13 protein-coding genes are annotated in these 17,115 nt (G+C 69.5%); 8 read left to right on the top strand and 5 right to left on the bottom strand.

Features of this window, described 5'->3' with window-relative positions; translation table 11 throughout:
• The first annotated feature begins 2 nt into the window (after positions 1–2).
• The 4 genes from ACIG5F_RS12150 to ACIG5F_RS12135 all read left to right on the top strand — a co-directional run bounded on the left by ACIG5F_RS12150 (position 3) and on the right by ACIG5F_RS12135 (position 4,438).
• On the top strand, positions 3–785 hold the full coding sequence (locus ACIG5F_RS12150) for an alpha/beta fold hydrolase (protein WP_396517646.1): 783 nt from the start codon (positions 3–5) through the stop codon (positions 783–785).
• Complete coding sequence (locus tag ACIG5F_RS12145) at positions 782–1,987, top strand: glycosyltransferase (RefSeq protein ID WP_396517645.1); 1,206 nt, start codon at positions 782–784, stop codon at positions 1,985–1,987. Before ACIG5F_RS12150 ends, ACIG5F_RS12145 begins: the two co-directional genes overlap by 4 nt.
• Positions 1,984–2,604: an O-methyltransferase gene (locus ACIG5F_RS12140; RefSeq protein WP_396517644.1), complete on the top strand. Its 621-nt coding sequence runs from the start codon at positions 1,984–1,986 to the stop codon at positions 2,602–2,604. Before ACIG5F_RS12145 ends, ACIG5F_RS12140 begins: the two co-directional genes overlap by 4 nt.
• A 79-nt stretch (positions 2,605–2,683) precedes the next feature.
• Positions 2,684–4,438: a CocE/NonD family hydrolase gene (locus tag ACIG5F_RS12135; protein WP_396517643.1), complete on the top strand. Its 1,755-nt coding sequence runs from the start codon at positions 2,684–2,686 to the stop codon at positions 4,436–4,438.
• A 406-nt stretch (positions 4,439–4,844) separates the two neighbouring features.
• Here ACIG5F_RS12135 and ACIG5F_RS12130 read toward each other — a convergent pair whose 3' ends face one another.
• The 3 genes from ACIG5F_RS12130 to ACIG5F_RS12120 all read right to left on the bottom strand — a co-directional run bounded on the left by ACIG5F_RS12130 (position 4,845) and on the right by ACIG5F_RS12120 (position 8,115).
• Positions 4,845–5,945 carry a DUF222 domain-containing protein gene (locus ACIG5F_RS12130; protein ID WP_396517642.1) on the bottom strand — a complete coding sequence of 367 codons (1,101 nt, stop codon included), beginning with the start codon at positions 5,943–5,945 and terminating at the stop codon, positions 4,845–4,847.
• 419 nt (positions 5,946–6,364) lie between these two features.
• A complete protein-coding gene (locus ACIG5F_RS12125) occupies positions 6,365–6,991 on the bottom strand; it encodes a response regulator (RefSeq protein WP_396517641.1) in 627 nt (208 codons plus the stop codon).
• Positions 6,979–8,115: a GAF domain-containing protein gene (locus tag ACIG5F_RS12120; RefSeq protein ID WP_396517640.1), complete on the bottom strand. Its 1,137-nt coding sequence runs from the start codon at positions 8,113–8,115 to the stop codon at positions 6,979–6,981. The genes ACIG5F_RS12125 and ACIG5F_RS12120 overlap by 13 nt, the downstream gene beginning before the upstream one ends.
• A gap of 430 nt (positions 8,116–8,545) precedes the next feature.
• On the opposite strand from ACIG5F_RS12120, the gene ACIG5F_RS12115 reads away from it, so the two are divergent.
• Positions 8,546–12,358 (top strand): Pls/PosA family non-ribosomal peptide synthetase, encoded by a 3,813-nt coding sequence (locus ACIG5F_RS12115; protein WP_396517639.1) that lies wholly within the window; start codon positions 8,546–8,548, stop codon positions 12,356–12,358.
• Between the two features lie 41 nt (positions 12,359–12,399).
• On the opposite strand, the gene ACIG5F_RS12110 is transcribed toward ACIG5F_RS12115, so the two are convergent.
• Positions 12,400–12,846, bottom strand: coding sequence for a VirK family protein (locus ACIG5F_RS12110; protein ID WP_396517638.1), 447 nt, complete (start codon positions 12,844–12,846; stop codon positions 12,400–12,402).
• Between the two features lie 78 nt (positions 12,847–12,924).
• On the bottom strand, positions 12,925–13,503 hold the full coding sequence (locus ACIG5F_RS12105) for a helix-turn-helix domain-containing protein (RefSeq protein ID WP_396517637.1): 579 nt from the start codon (positions 13,501–13,503) through the stop codon (positions 12,925–12,927).
• A gap of 86 nt (positions 13,504–13,589) precedes the next feature.
• Here ACIG5F_RS12105 and ACIG5F_RS12100 point away from each other — a divergent pair, with 86 nt between their 5' ends.
• The 3 genes from ACIG5F_RS12100 (at position 13,590) to ACIG5F_RS12090 (ending at position 17,072) form a co-directional block, all read left to right on the top strand.
• The gene (locus tag ACIG5F_RS12100) at positions 13,590–14,297 is read left to right on the top strand and encodes an SDR family oxidoreductase (protein ID WP_396517636.1); all 708 of its coding nucleotides are present in this window, start codon (positions 13,590–13,592) and stop codon (positions 14,295–14,297) included.
• A gap of 14 nt (positions 14,298–14,311) precedes the next feature.
• Positions 14,312–15,718 carry an alpha/beta fold hydrolase gene (locus tag ACIG5F_RS12095; RefSeq protein WP_396517635.1) on the top strand — a complete coding sequence of 469 codons (1,407 nt, stop codon included), beginning with the start codon at positions 14,312–14,314 and terminating at the stop codon, positions 15,716–15,718.
• 79 nt (positions 15,719–15,797) lie between these two features.
• Positions 15,798–17,072 (top strand): alkaline phosphatase family protein, encoded by a 1,275-nt coding sequence (locus tag ACIG5F_RS12090; RefSeq protein ID WP_396517634.1) that lies wholly within the window; start codon positions 15,798–15,800, stop codon positions 17,070–17,072.
• The last annotated feature ends 43 nt before the right edge of the window (positions 17,073–17,115 follow it).

Genomic DNA, 17,115 nt, shown 5'->3' with positions numbered 1-17,115 from the left:
CGATGCCGACCATGACCGTCAACGGGCTGAGCACCAACGTGCAGCTGGTGCCGGCCACCGGCGCCGGGCAGGAGACCGTGGTCTTCCTGCACGGCATGGGCACCGACAGCCTGGCCAGCTTCTACCTGACCATGGCCCCGCCGGTCGCCGCCGCCGGCATCAACGTGATCAGCTACGACCTGCGCGGGCACGGCAAGACCGACCGCCCGGCCCGGGGCTACACCATCGCCGACTTCGTGGCCGACCTGGAGGACCTGCTCGACCAGCTCGACGTGGACACCCCGGTGCACCTGGTGGGCAACAGCTTCGGCGGCACGCTGGCGTTCAGCTACGCCGCCAAGCATCCCGAGCGGGTGCGCAGCATCGTGTGCATCGAGTCCGAGCCAGCCACCGAGGCCTGGGCCAGCAAGATGACCGAGATCCTCGACCACACCGTGCGTTTCCTGGCCGTGGAGGAGAGTTACGACTGGATCGAGGCCAACTTCAGCGCCCACCACCGGCGGCTGGCCCGGATGGCCGCCGACCGGATCCTCACCACCAGCATCGCCGAGGAGGTGCCGCTGGGGCCGCTGCTGACCCTGGAGGACATCGCCGCCATCCGCTGCCCGGTGCTGTCCATTCTCGGCAGCAACGGCTACCAGGCCGACGACCTCACCGCGCTGACCTCCCTGCTGCCCAACGGCGAGGTGCACGTGTTCGACGGCCAGGGCCACTCGGTGCTGGTGGAGCAGCACAAAAACGTCCGCGAGCTGGTGCTGCGCTGGGTCGAGCGGCAGGCGGCATGAGGGTTCTGCTCGTCGTCCCGCCGCTGACCGGCCACGTCACCCCGCTCCGGGCGGTGGCGGTGTCGCTGACGGCCGCCGGCCACACGATCGCCTGGTGCGGTCCGCAGCCGGCGCTGTCCAAGCTGACCGGGGTGAGCCTTTTCCCGAGCCCGCACTCGGCGCCCATCCCGGTTTTCCCGGCCGGCTCATCGGATCCGTTCGACGTCGAGCAGCGCCCGTCCGAACTGCGTGGCTTCGCAGCGCTGCGATTCCTGTGGCAGAGCTACCTCATCCCGCTGGCCGACTCGATGGCCCCGGGCGTGCGGGCCGCCGTCGAGCGGTTCGCGCCGGATGTCATCCTCACCGATCAGCAGGCGCTGGCCGGGGCGTTGGCGGCGAAGGCGCTCGGCGTGCCGTGGGCGACATCCGCGACCACGCCCAGCGAGCTGACGGATCCGTTGCGGGGCTTGCCCAAGGTCGCCGACTGGGTTCTCCAGCTCCAGCACGATCTGTGCGACCGGCACGGGGTCGCCCCGAGCGACCTGCGTTTCTCGCCGCACCTGATCCTGGCCTTCACCACCCGCGAGCTCTCCGGGCCGCCGGCCGCCGATCTTCCCGTGCGCTATGTCGGCGCCACCACCTCCGCCGCGTCCACTGTGGACTTCGACGGCCGGCTCCTGGACGGGCGGCCGCTGGTGATCGTCACGCTCGGCACCTCCAACGCCCAGGCCGGCATTCGCTTCCTGTCCGAGTGCAACGACGCCCTGGCGGCGATGCCCGCGGTCCAGGGCCTGATCGTCGACCCGACCGGTCTGCTGCCCGGCGGCCCGGTGCTGACCGCGGAGCGGATCCCGCAGGTCGACCTGCTGGCCCGGACCTCGGTCCTGGTGTGCCACGGCGGCCACAACACCGTCTGCGAAAGCCTTTCCGCCGGTGTCCCCATGGTGCTGGCCCCGATCCGTGACGACCAGTCGGCGGTGGCCCAATGCGTTGTCGCCGCAGGGGCCGGCGTTCGGCTGCGGTTCGACCGCGCGCTGGCCGAACACGTGCGGCAGGCCGTCGACACCGTGCTGCACACCCCCGGATACACCGCCGCGGCAACCCGCCTCGGTCACGCCCTCGCGTCGGCCGGCGGCGCCGAGGCCGCGGTCCGTCTTCTCGAATCCCTGGCGCCGGCAACGGAAGGAGGACAGCCATGCCCACCGACACAGATCGGGATATGAGTCGCCTGGAACGGCTCATGTGGGAGGTCTACGACCATGTCAGAGTCAACGGCGCGCGGATCTACGAAGGTGGGGCCAGCGTCGCCGAGGCCGACTACCTGCAACGCCTGACCCAGCGGTCCGGGGCCCTGGCCATCGCCGAGGTCGGCTTCAACATCGGCTTCTCGGCCATCGCCTTCCTGGAGGCGGCCCCCGACACCACCGTGCTGTCGTTCGAGCTGGACCGCCGGCACGCCGTCATGATGGCCAAGGAGTTCGTGGACGCCCGCTATCCCGGCCGGCACGAGCTGATCATCGGCGATTCCCGCACGACCATGCCCGCGCACGCCGCCGTCGACGGCGGCCGGTTCGACCTGGTGTTCGTGGACGGCGGGCACGAGTACGAGATCGCCGCCGCCGACATCGCCAACGCCCGCGCCCTGGCCAAACCCGGCGGCCTGGTAGTCGTCGACGATCTCGTGCCGTGGTACCCGTGGGGCGAGGGCCCGCACCAGGCCTGGACGGAAGCCGTCGCCGACGGGCTGATCACCCCGGTCGAGTCCGTTGTGGACGGTGTCGTCGTCGAGGTCATCGCCGAGCCCGGCGACCGCGCTTGGGCCACCGGCCGTTTCGCGTGACCACTCTCCACATGGGGGTGTAGACCCCTTGCTTCGCCCAGCAGAATCTCCGCAGCCCCTGACGAACAAAGGAGTTCGGATGCGGAAACGCAGCTTGCGTCCTTTCGCGACTGTCGTCGCCCTAGTCCTGGTGGCGGCCGCCGCCCCCGCCGCCGCCGCGGTGCAGCCGAACTGGGTTCCCCAGCCTGTGCCCGCCAGCTACGGGTACAGCGCGGACGTCACGTCCACCGTCACCATGGATGACGGGGTGTCCATCGCCGTCCAGGTCTCCTATCCCACGAATCTGGGCACCAGCACCCGGGCCCCCGGCACTTTCCCCGTGCTGCTGACGCAGAATCCGTACGGCACCGCCCTGCTCGACCCCACCAGCTACGGCTCGTACTACGTTCAGCGAGGCTACATCTACGTGGCCGCTTCGGTTCGGGGCACCGGCACCTCGGGTGGGCAGACCGACTGGCTCGGCGCCCGTCAGGGTCAGGACGGGGCCAACCTCGTCAACTGGGCCGCCCACAGCCTGGACGGCTCCAACGGCGCTGTCGGTCTTGACGGCTGTTCCTATCTCGGCGTCGACCAGTGGGCCACCGCTGCCGCCGTCGGTCCGAACTCCGCGCTCAAGGCCATCGCCCCGTTCTGCACCGACTCGGACTCGTACAACGACATCGCCACCTCCGGCGGCGTTCCCGGCCAGTTCATCCCGGCCGTCGCGTCGGTCCTGCCCCGTGGTCCCCAGGACAACGCGCAGACCGATCCCATCTCCATCACGTCGAACGACCTGAAGAACGGCGGGCCTCGGTCGTACAACAGCTCCTACTGGGACGCCCTGAGCGTGCAGTCGGCGCTGATCCCCAAGATCGTCGCCAACGGCATTCCCGCGATCACCGAGGCCGGCTGGAACGACCTGTTCCCCGGCGGCAACCTCGGGGCCTATGTCGCCGCCCAGAACGCCTACTTCAAGCGGCCGCTCAACTCCCCCGTGACCGCCGGGCAGTCCGTGACCGGCCGTTACCAGGCCATCGTCGGTCCGTGGACGCATGGCGCGCACACCAATGAGGATGTGCTCAACAACATCAAGAAGGAGTGGTTCGACACCTGGTTGAAGGGCGCGCCCACGGGCATGGCCAACACCAGCACTCCGCTGCACCTGTTCCAGAACGGCGCCTCCCGCTGGGTCGACAGCGCCGCCTGGCCGCCGTCCCTGGGCACCTCCACCTACTACCTCAACGCCGGCGGCACCCTCACCTCCACGCCGCCCACCGCCGCTGGCACGGACACGATCTACTGGTCCATGCCGTGGTTCCCCGCCACCTACAATTCGCCGCCCGTCTCCCAGGACGCCGTCCTGGACGGCCCCATCAGCGCCAGCATCTACCTCAGCTCCACCACCCCCGAGGCCGAGGTCTCCGCCACCGTCAACCTGGTCGCCCCCACCGGCGTCGTCACCAAGCAGTCCGACGGCATCCTCCTGGGCAGCATGCGCAACCTGGACGCTTCGCACAGCTGGTACGGCTCCAGCGGCGCGCTCATCCAGCCCGCCCACACCTTCACCCAGGCCACCCAGCAGTTCCTCACCGCCAACTCCACCGTGAAGTTGGACATCGCCCTGATGCCCAACTTCTCCGTCATCCCCGCCGGCTACCGCATCCAGCTGGTGCTCACCACCCAGCCCCCCTCCTACCACGTTCCGCTCACCCTCACCCAGACCCAGACCAACAACCTCAACTTCGGCGTCTACACCATCAGCCGGGCTCCCCAGGCCGCCTCCTCGGTCACCCTGCCGCTGGCTTCCCCGTCGATGTTCACCACCAGCCCCGTCAACTGGGGCCCGTCCTCCTGATCCCTCTGCACGCCCAGCGCCCGGCCCGCCCTCCGCGAGCCGGGCGCTTCGGCGTGCGAGGAAGGGCACAGGAGGAGCTGAAGGCAGGTCTCAGAAGACACGAGCGTGAAAGGCCCCCACGGGAACCTGACTACCTAAGCGAGAAGGCCGACCGGGACGCAAGAAGTCCTTGCAAAACAACGCAACTGAAACCCCTCCCCAGCCACCCCCAAACCACCAAACGCCACCACCCAACCCAGCCACCCACCTAGGGTGACCACGGTCTCGGGTGGCAAGGCTGCGACGGCCCCTGCAATCTCTGACACAGATCCGGCCGTCGTAGCCGCGGCAGCGGCGTCCCCAACCCACCAGTCTTCACGACAACACGCCTGCGCCCCGCCGCCCCCAAACCAACCCCCACCCCACCTCAGAACGGCGGCTCCTCCACCGGCTCCGGCCTCGTCACATACCTCTGCCCCCACCGAGTCTCAATCGTCGTCGTCCCATCATCGGCGATGCCGATCTTCGCGTCAGTGGCGTGCTTATAGCGGTGATGCCGCCGATCCAACGGCCCCAGATTCGTCCCCGTGCTCGTCCCCTCCGGCCACGCCACCGCATGATCGATATCGCACGACCTAGACGGATGCGAACAACACGGCATCACACACGTCCGATGCCGGGCCCGGATGAACCGATCCACCTCCGCCGTCGGCCGATAGACCCCCGGGCTGTACTCCACCAACCGACCAGCAGGATCAGTCAACAACCGGTGAAACACCGTCCCCGGCTCCGCCATCAGATCCCGCACCACCTCCGCCGGAATCACCTGCCCCGTGTCCAACTGCCCCGGCCGCTCATCCACCCCCAACAACGCCGTGATCGGCACCGTCACCTGGATCAACGTCTTCGACCCAGCACTCTGGGGCTCCTGCAACACCAACGACGCCAACACATCCGCCCGCACCGCATCCATCGACCGGCCGTTCTTCGCCTCCCGACGAGCCAAGTGATCGATCTTGGCGTACATCGCCCTGGCAACCTCCACCGGCAGCTCCGACTTCAACACCGCCATGCCGTCCTCAGTGTCATAGACCACGACGTCCCGCCCCCGACGCCGCTGCGCGCACCGCCGGGCAAACCCGTCCGGATCGGCCCGCTGCAACCGCCCCTGCACCGACCGCCGAAGCTGCTGACAACACCGACCCTCCGCAGTCTCCAACGTCCGCGCAACAGCCTTCTGAGCGACCTCAAGACTGTAATGCTCAGTGGGATCGACCAGACCATGAGCCGACCACTCACTGATCACGCCCGCATCCATCGCATCCAGCACCCCAGGGAAGTCCCGAGCCACAAGGGTCGCGAAGTCGACGAGGCTGGAAGCGTTGGTGAACGACAGTTGCAGGGCCATGGCCATGTCATGGACGGCCCACTCGTCGACGTCGAGCTCGGAGATCAACCGCAACCGCTCGGCCTGGAGCCGACGAATGAGCCGCTCAAGTTCGATCAAACGAGCGAGTTTCTCTTCCATACCAGCGATTCTACCCGCCCCACAAGATCGAACTCGAACCACGAAAGAGTGAAAACTGTTGTGGTGCAAGGGAAATGGGGGTGACGAGGAAGGCAATGGAGGTGGGCGGCGGGGCGTGGGGAAGGAGATGAGGGAGGGAGGTGCGGAGCGGAGGACGAGGTGACGGTAGGCGGCAGGAGATGCAGAGACGAGGTGACGGCGGGCAGCAGGCGGGAGTGTAGGGAATGACTGGGAGGAGGGCGATGTGGAGTGAGGGAGGAGGTGAAGAGAAGTGTGAGGGACGGCAAAGGTGGGGTGGGAGCCCGGGCAAAGGAGGGGAGGCGTAGGAGCGGAGACAGACACGCGGAGACACGAAGCGGAGACAGACAGAGGCACAGGGACGGCAAAGAAGTAGGCGGAAGACGCAAAAGCAACAGACGCTAGAGCAGCCCGACCTCGCTCGCCCTACCGATGGCCTCCACGCGGTTGCGGGCCCCCAGCTTGTGGAGGGCGGACTGGAGGTAGGTCTTGACGGTGTTGCGGGTGAGACCCGTGGACTGGGCGATCTCCGGATTTGTCTTGCCCTGGGCGGCGAAGCGCAGGACCTCGTATTCCCGGCGGGTGAGGCCGGAGTGGGCGAGGGCGGTGGAGCGCTGGGACTCGTCGGGCATGATGCGGGGATCGACGACGCGTTCGCCGAGCAGGACACGGCGAAGGGTGGAGGAAAGATCGGTGCCGCCGACGTCCTTGAGCAGACCGCCGTCGGCGCCGGCGTCCATGGCGGCGACGAAGCCACCGTGGTCGGCATGGGCGGTGAAGATGACGATGCGGCCGGCGGGATGCAGCCGGCGGAGCTGGGTGATGACCTCGGGGGCGAGCATGTCGGGCAGCCGGAGGTCGAGCAGCACGATGTCGGGCCGGAGTTCCTGCACACGGGTGAGGGCGGCCCGGCCGGATTCGGCGGAGCCGATGACGCTCAGCGAGGGATCGGAGCGCAGCAGGAGGACCACACCGTCCCGAACAACAGGGTGATCGTCCACCACGAGAACGGTTTTCACGGCAACCACGCCCGTAGGGTGTGCCCGCCGTCGTCGTCGCGGACGAGGCTGACGCGGCCGCCGAGACGGGCGGCACGGTCCACAAGGGAGCGAACACCGACGCAGGTGCCGGGCCCGGCCACGACCTGGCCGGAGCCGTCGTCGGCGACCACCAGCTGCACGCCGCCGTCGCACATGCCAAGACTGACCACAACGGACAGTGGCCGGGCGTGCTTCTCGATGTTGAGCAATCCTTCCCTGGCGACGGCGACGAGCAGGCCGGTGCGTTCTGAGTCCATGGGTGGCACGCGGTCGAGTTGCACGAACCGGGCGGGCACGCCGGTGCGGGCCTCGAAGGAGCGGGTGTGCTCGGCCAGTTCCACCGCCAATGCCCGGTCGGGGTCGGTGTTGTTCAGCGCCAGCAGGGATTCCCGCAGCGCGCTGGAGGCGGCGGAAATGTCGGACCGAAGTTGACTAATCCTCAGATCGAGTTCGGGATTGTCCGTGACCACGTCACTCAGCGACCGAACCTGAGCCCCGATGGAGAACAGCAGGGCGCCGACGGTGTCGTGCAATGCGTTCTGCATACGGTTGCGCTCGGCGCAGACCGCGTCGGTTTTGGCGTCCTCGGCGGCGGCGGCGACCCGGATCGCGGCGGCGGCGTGATCGGCGATCTCCCGCATCCGGTTGACCGCGCAGTCACCGAACTGGGTCACGTTGCGCATGGCCGCATAGGCGATGGCGACCGTCTGCCCCCGGCTGATCACCGGCACGGCGATCATGGACTTGATGCCCTCGCATCGCACCTGGGCGTCGAACTGGTGGGTGATCATCGAGGACGTCAGGTAGTCGTTCACCCGCACCGCGCGGCCGAGGGCCATGGCCCGACCGCCGATGCCCTGGCCGACCGGCACCACAAGATTCTGCATCTGGTCGGTCCGCGTGCCGGCCATGCACCGCACGACGGCCCGGCCGGGCCTCTCCAGGTCGGCCACGAAGCCCGAGTCGACACCGACGGTCACGCGGATCAGCTGGGCCGTCGCCTGGAGGGCGACCACGCGGTCAAGCACGGCGATCAGGTCATCCCGCTCTTGCAGCAGCTGGTCCAGCGCATGGGAACAGTCGTGGACACGGTCGATGTGGACAACGCTCATCCAACCGGCTCCTCGCGGACAGGTGGAGACTCACCGCTGAGTACAGCTTTACGCAGCGTGAAACACAAGGTAAGCGGGCGTAACGGTTCATCACGGCCAGCATCAGCAGACCTGACGCTCATGCCTACGCCGAACGGTCCAGCCCATCCCCTCCCACGGTCACGCCGCCAGCCGAGCCAATCTCACATGAATTTCAGACGCCAGCGCGTCAGAAAGATCACATCAAACCACTCCATAGTGCGGGAAACCTGAAAGAAGGCTGGGAGTCGGGCCACGGCCGTCCGATCCCTCCCATTATCTCCCAGCCAACTTTCAGCGTGCCAACAGCGAACCGCCAGCTTGCCCGGGCTGCGCCTATTCCTGAAGAAACACTGAGAAGGGATTCAGGGTAAGTGTGGACGAGTAATCTTCTCTCGTCCATGGAGGAACAGTGAGCGAGACGCTCTGGGGGGCGAATCGGTCCATCGACACCGTGCATCGAGAAATCGGCGCGGTGTTTCACGGGGGAAGCGCGGCGTCACCAAGAAGGCTGACGGACATTCTCGACGCCACGGCCTCGGCGTGCCCGGACGCGACGGCCATCGACGACGGCTCCGAGGCGCTCACCTATCGGGACCTGCTGTTTCGGGTTGGCGAGTTCGCCGAACGGCTGCGGGCCGAAGGCGTCGACGCCGGTGACCGGGTGGGCGTGCGCATCGCCTCCGGCACCGCCGAGTTGTATATCGCCATCCTCGGGGTGCTGACGGCCGGCGCGGCCTATGTCCCGGTAGACGCCGACGATCCCGACGAGCGGGCCGAAACGGTGTGGGAACAGGCCGAGGTCTGCCTCGTGGCCACCGACAACGGTGTGCTGCGACACCGGGGCAAACCCGGCCGGCTGGGCCGGGAGGACGACGCGTGGATCATCTTCACCTCGGGCTCGACCGGCCTGCCCAAGGGCGTCGCGGTCACGCACCGCAACGCCGCCGCGTTCGTCGACGCCGAGGCCCGGCTGTTCTGCGCCCGCCGGCCCATCGGCCCCGGCGATCGGGTGTTGGCCGGCCTGTCGGTGGCCTTCGACGCCTCCTGCGAGGAGATGTGGCTGGCCTGGCGGCACGGCGCGTGCCTGGTGCCGGCCCCGCGCCAGATCGTCAAAGCGGGGGCCGAGCTGGGTGACTGGTTGACCGAACAGCGGATCACCGTGGTGTCCACGGTGCCGACGCTGGCCGCGATGTGGCCGGCCGAGGCGCTGGACGCGGTGCGGCTGCTGATCCTCGGTGGCGAGGCGTGCTCGCCGGAGCTGGCGGCCCGGCTGGCCGGCGACAACCGCGAGGTGTGGAACACCTACGGCCCCACCGAGGCGACCGTGGTGGCCTGTGCCGCGCCGCTGACCGGTGAGGGACCGGTGCGCATCGGCCTGCCGCTGGACGGCTGGGACCTGGCGGTGGTCGGGCCGGACGGCCGCCCGGTGGACTGGGGCGAGACCGGCGAGCTGGTCATCGGCGGGGTCGGGCTGGCCCGCTACCTCGACCCGGTCAAGGACGCCGAGAAGTACGCGCCGCTGCCGGCGCTGGGCTGGGATCGGGCCTATCGCAGCGGGGACGTGGTCCGGGCCGAGCCGGAGGGGCTGGTGTTCGTCGGGCGCGAGGACGACCAGGTCAAGATCGGCGGCAGGCGGATCGAGCTCGGCGAGGTCGACGCCGCGCTGCTGGCGGTGCCCGGCGTGGCGGCGGCGGTCACCGTGGTGCGCAGGACCGAGACCGGGCGGCCGGTGCTGGTCGGCTACGTGGTGCTGGCCGACGGGGTCACCACGCTGGACCGGGACCTGGTGAAGCGGCGGCTGCCGGCGGCGATGGTGCCGGTGATCGCGATCCTCGACGACTTCCCGACCAAGACCTCCGGCAAGGTCGACCGCACCGCGCTCCCCTGGCCGCTGGCCGACAACACCGACGAACTCGCCGGCACGCAAGGCGAACTGGCCACGTTGTGGACGCGGGTGCTGGGGGTGCCGGCCAAGGCGGACACCGACTTCTTCGACGCCGGCGGCGGCAGCCTGGCCGCCGCCCAGCTGGTCTCGTTGGCCCGTAAGGACTATCCCGACCTGTCGGTGGCCGACGTCTACGCCCACCCGGTGCTGGCCGACCAGGCGAAGCGGCTCGACGAACTCGGCGGACGCCAGGTCGTGCAGCGTACGGTGCGACCGGTGCCGAGGGCCACCGGCCTGGCCCAGCACCTGATTCTCGTGGCGCTGATGATGGTTCGCGGCCTGCGGTGGCTGACCCTGTTGGGGCTGTTCGACAATCTCACCGACCTGGTGTTCGGTGTGGACGCGTGGACGCCGAACGTGTCGTGGGTCGTGGTCATCGTGTGCTGGCTCGTGTTCATCTCCCTGCCGGGCCGGGTCGGCACCGCGGTGGTGGCGATCCGCTTGCTGACCAAGGGAATCAGGCCCGGAGAGTATCCACGCGGCGGCGGAGTCCACTTGCGACTGTGGACGGCCGAGCGGATCGTGCTGCTCAACGGCCTGGCCAGCCTCACCGGCACGCACTGGGCCCCGCGTTATGCCCGGCTGCTGGGCTGCGGGGTCGGCGATAACGTGGAGATGCAGGCGTTGCCGCCGGTCACCGGCCTGGCGACCTTCGGCGACGGGTGCGCCATCGAGTCCGAAGTGGACCTCGCCGGTTGGTGGCTGGACGGCGACGTGCTGCGGGTCGGCACGGTGGAAATCGGCGCCGGGGCAAGGGTTGGCGCGCGCACCACGCTGATGCCCGGCTCGGCCGTGGTGCCCGGGGCCGACGTGCTCGCCGGCAGCTGCGTCACCGGCGCGGACGCCACGCCGGTGCAGGACGAGTGGCCGGCGGCCCGCCCGACGCGGTCGCGCCGAATGCGGTGGGCGTGGTCGCTGGGCCTGCAACTGTTGTCGCTACTGCCAATTGTCGCCGCCCTGCCCGGTGTGCTTTTCACATGGCTGATGGTCGACAGCGAGGGCACGCTGAGCCAGGTCCTGCTGGGCATGCTCGTCACACTCGTGCCGGCCACGCTGCTGAGCCTGTTCTGCTACGCCGGATTGCTGGTGCTGGCGGCGCGGTTGGCCGGCCGGTTCGTGCGCCCGGGCACACATCCTTCCGACGGCGCGGTCGCGTGGTGCGCCTGGTTCACCATGCGGCTCACCGACACCGCCCGCGCCACGCTGTTCCCGATCTACGCCGGCATGCTGACTCCGTTGTGGCTGCGGCTGATGGGCGCGCGCATCGGTCGCAACGTCGAGGCGTCCACCCTGCATGCCCTGCCCAGCCTGCTTCGTGTCGAGGACGGCGCTTTCCTCGCCGACGACACGCTGTTGGCGCCGATCCAGCTGCGCGGCGGCTGGCTCAAGCTGGGCCCGGCGATGGTCGGCCGGCGCGCGTTCGTCGGCAACTCCGGGATCGTCGACGCGGACCGGGAAGTGCCCGACGAGGCGTTGATCGGCGTGCTGTCCACCGCCCCGGCGGGCGCGGCGGCCGGCTCGTCGTGGCTCGGGCGGCCGCAGATCAGCTTGCCCCGCAACGCCGACGGCGGCGATCCCGAGCACACCTTCGCCCCGCCGCGCCGGCTCAGGCTGGCCCGGGCCGCCGTGGAGACCGCTCGGCTGCTGCCCATCCTGGTCGCCGCCCTGCTGGCCGAGGTGGTGGCCGTCGGGCTGGAAGCTGTGTGGCAGCACTGGGGATTCACCGTCGCGGTGCTGATCTCCGGGCCGATCCTGCTGGGTGCGGGCATCGTCGCCTGCCTGATCGCCAGCGCGGTGAAATGGTTGCTGATGGGCCGGTTCCGCACCGCGCAGCACCCGCTGTGGAGCTCTTTCGTGTGGCGCAACGAACTCGCCGACACCTTCGTCGAGGAACTGGCCGTGCCGTGGCTCGGCCGCCTGGCCGAGGGCACTCCGCTGCTGTCCGCGTGGCTGCGCACCCTCGGCGCGAAAATCGGCCGCGGGGCCTGGCTGGAGACGCACTGGCTGCCCGAGGCCGATCTGATCAGCGTGGGCGCCGGCGCGAGCGTGAACCGGGGCTGTGTGTTGCAGACACACCTGTTCCACGACCGGCTGATGCGGCTGGACGAGGTGCGGGTGCTCGACGGTGCCACCCTCGGCCCGCACAGCATCGTGCTCCCCGGCTCGACGCTCGGCACATCGGCCACCGTCGGCGCGGCCTCGCTGGTGATGCGGGACGAGCAGGTGCCGGCCAACACGCGCTGGCTCGGCAACCCGGTCCGCGGCTGGCGGGACTGACCTGGACCGCCGGTGGGCCTCAGCGACGAGGCCCGCCGGCCTCAGTGCCAGTGGAAGTAAGCACCCTTGCCCAGCTTGCAGTCGTACTCGGTGGTGGCCAGGACCTTGTCGGTCCCGTCGAGGACCGTGTCGGTCAGCGTGACCGCCCCGGCCGGGGTCACGCGGTAGCGGAGGTACTCGGTGATGCGCGCGTTCTGCGCGGTCAGCGACTGGTGCACGTCGGAGAACGCGATGTACTTGCCCTGCACCACCTGGTACGTGGCGATGTGCAGGCCGCCCGTGACCGCCGGGCCGGCGACGCCCTCCGGCGTCGCGCACTGGGTGAGCTCCGTGGTGATCTCCACGTCCTTGCCCGCCGTCAGCGAGGCCACGATGTCGTCGTAGCCAAGGGAAGACGCGGTGTTGGCCACCTGGACCTCGGAAGCGGACGTGCCGCAGGCCGTGAGCACCCCGGCCGACAACAGGATCGCCATGACTGTTCGACGCACGCCGGAGATCGTAACCACGCCGGCCGGTCCGGTCGGTGGCCGCCCGGGCATCCCCGCCCGTCAGAAGGGCAATCGTGGTCAGTGCCGGGGAATGCCGGTGACCGGGTGCCGGGCGGCCGATGCCGAGGAGGCGATCAGCGCCCGCAGCGCCCGCTTGGCGCCGTTGTGCAGCGAATGCACCACCGAGGAGTCGAACTGCACGGAATCGCCGGGCTCCAAGGTGATCTCGTGCTCGCCAAGGCGCAGCAGAAGACTGCCGGTGACGGCGTGCAGCCACTCCTCGCCGGTGTGGTGGGCCTCGATGGTGCGCGCGCCGGCGGGCAGTTCGAGGGTGACGACGGAGATCGCGGCGTGGGGACCGCTGAGCACCTCGTAGCGGGCGTCGCCGCTGTCGTGCACGGTGGCCTCGCCAGCCCGGACGAGGTGGTAGTCACGCTCGGGCAGGTCCTCGACCAAGGCGCCGATGGACACGCCGTAGGAGCGGGCCAGCTGGAGCAGGCTTCCGATGGACGGCTGCCGCTCGCCCTTCTCGATCCGCGACAGGTGGGCAACGGAGATCCCGGTCTGCTGGGCGAGCTGGGTGAGCGTCAGACCACGGTCCAGCCGGACCTGCCGCAGCCGTCCGGCCACCAGCCGATCGATGTCTCCGTCACTCATGCCCGAATCCTAGCGGTTTTGCCTAATAGACAAAATCCATGTCTGTGAGGCAACATGACGGCATGCCAACCGAAGGGAGCGGGAGCATGTCGCTCAAGGGCAAGTCGGTCCTGGTCATCGGCCGATCCAGCGGGATCGCCCGGGCCATCGTGGACGCCGCGCTGGCCGAGGGAGCCCGGGTCACGGTGGCCGGCCGCGACGCGGCGAAGCTGCGGGAGGGCTACGGGGACACCACGGCCGCGGAGACGGTCGACGTCACCGACGACGCCAGCATCCAGGCCCTGGCCGAACGGGTGGGTTCGCTCGACCACCTCGTCACCACCGCCTCGGCCCGGGCCCGCGGGCAGCTCAAGGACCTGGACCGCGACTCGCTGCTGAAGTCGTTCGACACCAAGGTGATCGGCCCGGTGATGCTGGCCAAGCACTTCGCGCCGCGGATCAACGAGGGCGGCTCGTTCACGCTGTTCTCCGGCGTCGCCGCGTTCAAGCCGGCCGTCGGCTACCTCGGCGTGGCGATCACCAACGGGGCGGCCGACTTCCTGACCCGCTCGCTGGCCGTGGAGCTGGCCCCGATCCGGGTCAACGCGCTGTCCCCGGGCGTGATCGACACCGGCATCTGGGACGCGCTGGGCGAGCAGGGCAAGGCCGAGTACTTCGAGCACTTCCGCACGCACAACCCGGCGCGGCGGATCGGCGAAGTCGAGGACATCGCGCAGGCGGCGATCTTCGCGATGACCAACCGCTTCCTCACCGGGGTCACGCTCCGAGTGGACGGCGGAGAGCCGCTGACCTGACCATAATCGGGCGGATGAAGCGAGGACGACTCCTGATCGCCGCACTGGCGGCCGTGACCCTGACACCGGGCATTGCCGCCGCCCGGCCGAGCCTGACCTGGACGGACTGCGGAGGCGGGACCCGCTGCGCGACCATGGCCGTGCCGGTCGACTGGCGCCACCCCGACGGCCCCACCACCCGGGCCAACCTGGCGGAGATCCCGGCGAAGGACCCGGTCCGGCGACTGGGCGCGTTGATCGTCAACTGGGGCAGCGGCAGCAGCACCGGCACCACCCACATGCAGCCGCGCCCGCCCGTGTACGACGAGCTGAGCGCCCGCTTCGACGTGGTGGTCATCGATTCGCGGGGGGTGGGCCAGGCCGACAACCACACGCTGGTGCAGTGCCCGCACCAGCAGCCCTCGCCCTTCACTCTCCTGCTGGCCAGGACCGAGGCCGACTGGCAGGCCCAGGCCCGCGAGAACGCCGCCTACGACGCCAGTTGCCGTGCGGCGGCGGGAAGTCTGTTCGACGGCCTCACGTCCTGGCAGACGGCACACGACATCGAGGCGGTGCGGGTGGCGCTGGGCGAGCCGAAGCTGCGCTACATCGGCAATTCCTACGGGGCGACGTACGGCCAGGCCTACGCCGAGCTGTTCCCGGACCGGGTGGAGCGCATGTACCTGGACGGCGTGCCCGACCACACCCGGCCCCGGCTGGAGGACTGGCTGCGGGATCGGGCCGTGACCCAGGAACAGCAGCTGTTCCGGTTCCGTGACTGGTGCCGGACCCGCACCACCTGTGCCCTGCAGGGCCTCGACCCCGTGCAGGTCTGGGACGATCTCCTGGCCCACCCGACCACGGTCAGCCCCGAACAGCTGGAAGTGGGGCTGCTCAACAGCTTGCTCACGCCGCCGACCTGGCCCCGCCTGGCCACGGCGATGGCCAGGGCCCGGGCCGGCGACCCGAGCGACTTCGTCACCACCATCGCTCCCCTGCCGCCGGAGCAGCACGGCTATCTGCTGGGCGTGACTCTTTGCCACGACTACGTGCCCGATGTTCCCAGTTACCAGCAATTCCTCGGCATCGAGCGACGGCTCAAGGCGATCGCCCCGCACATCGGCTGGACCGAGGGCCGGCTGGAACTGGGCCGCTGCGTCGGCATTCCCGGCCAGCCGGCCTATCCCCCGGCCCCGCTGCGGGCAAAAGGCCTGGCCCCGGCCCTGGTGGCGATCGGCGAGCTGGACAGCAACGCGCCGAATCTGGGGGCCGCTCACGTGGTCACGCAGCTGCCCGGGGCGGCCGCGCTGTGGCACGGGGACGGCCACGCCGCCTACTTCCTGCACGGCAACACCTGCCTCAACGGCTACGTGATCCGGTACCTGACCGACGGCACACTGCCGCCGCCCGGCGTCACATGCCCGGCACAGATGACGAGCTAACCGAAAGACTGGTCCCACGCTCGCCCGACCGGTGAATACTCGACGCGCCCCTGTGAGTTGAAACGGTTGGGAGACAACGATGAGCGATGTGACCCGGCGGGAGTTCCTGGCCGGCACGGCGGGTGCGGTCGCCCTGGCGGCGGTCGGCTCCGGCGTGGCCAGGGCGGCGACACTACCCGCGCCCGACCAGTCGGGCATCGACCACATCGTCGTGGTGATGATGGAGAACCGCTCGTTCGACCACTACCTGGGCTGGCTGCCGGGCGCGGACGGCAAACAGGCCGGGTTGACGTTCACCGACAAAAACGGCGTCGCCCAGCAGACGCACCACCTGACCGCGCCGCACGGTTGCGGCTTCAGCGATCCCGACCACTCCTATGAGGGCGGCCGGACCGAGCTCAACAACGGCGCCTGTGACGGCTGGCTGCGGGCCGGCGACAACGACCTGCTGTCCATCGGCTACTTCGAGGCCGACGACCTCGGTTTCTACGGCAGCGCGGCCCGGGACTGGACGGTCTGCGACCGCTACTTCGCGGCGATGATGGCCCCCACCTTCCCCAACCGTTTCTTCCTGCACTCCGGCCAGACCGACCGCACCACCACCTCGGTGGACAAGCTGGCGACCATGCCGGCGATCTGGGACCGGCTCCAGGCCGCCGGCGTCAAGGGCCGCTACTACTTCACCGACGTGCCGTACACGGCGTTGTGGGGCACGCGGCACCTGGGGATCAGCCGTCTGATCGGGGAGTTCTACGCCGACGCCGCGGCCGGCACGCTGCCGGCGGTGTCGTTCGTGGAGCCGGGATTCCTCGGCGAGGCGATTCCCGGGCTGTCGCAGGACGAGCATCCGCTGGCCGACATCCGCATCGGCCAGCACTTCCTGGCCTCGGTCTACAACGCCGTGGTGTCCAGCCCGAACTGGGCCCGGACCGCGCTCGTCATCACCTACGACGAGTGGGGCGGCTTCTTCGACCACGTCGTGCCGCCGGTGGGCGAGGATCCCAATCCCGACCTGGGGGCCGGGCTGCGCGGCTTCCGCGTGCCGTGCCTGGTGATCTCGCCGCGGTCGCCGCGCGCCACCGTGGCCCACGGCCTGTACGACCACACCTCCATCCTGAAGATGATCGAGTGGCGGTTCGGGCTGGCCCCGCTGACCGTGCGGGACGCCGCCGCCAACAACCTGGCCGAGGTCCTCGACTTCGCCAACCCGCCGCAGCTGGCCGCGCCCCGGTATCACGTGCCGCTGCCGATCACCCTCGGCTGCCTGCTCCCCCATTCCGAGGAGCACGCCCACCACGGCGAGGACTGGACCGAGCTGGCGGCCAAGGCCCTGTCGCTGGGCTTCCCCCACTAAGCGGGGTATAGTCCGCTTAAGCGCACACGGATCGAGCGATGGG

The organism is Kutzneria sp. NPDC052558 (assembly GCF_044547355.1).
In the GTDB taxonomy this organism is placed as follows: Bacteria; Actinomycetota; Actinomycetes; order Mycobacteriales; family Pseudonocardiaceae; genus Kutzneria.
Note: the sequence above shows the minus strand (reverse complement) of the source record. Positions and strands in the feature narration are given on the sequence as shown.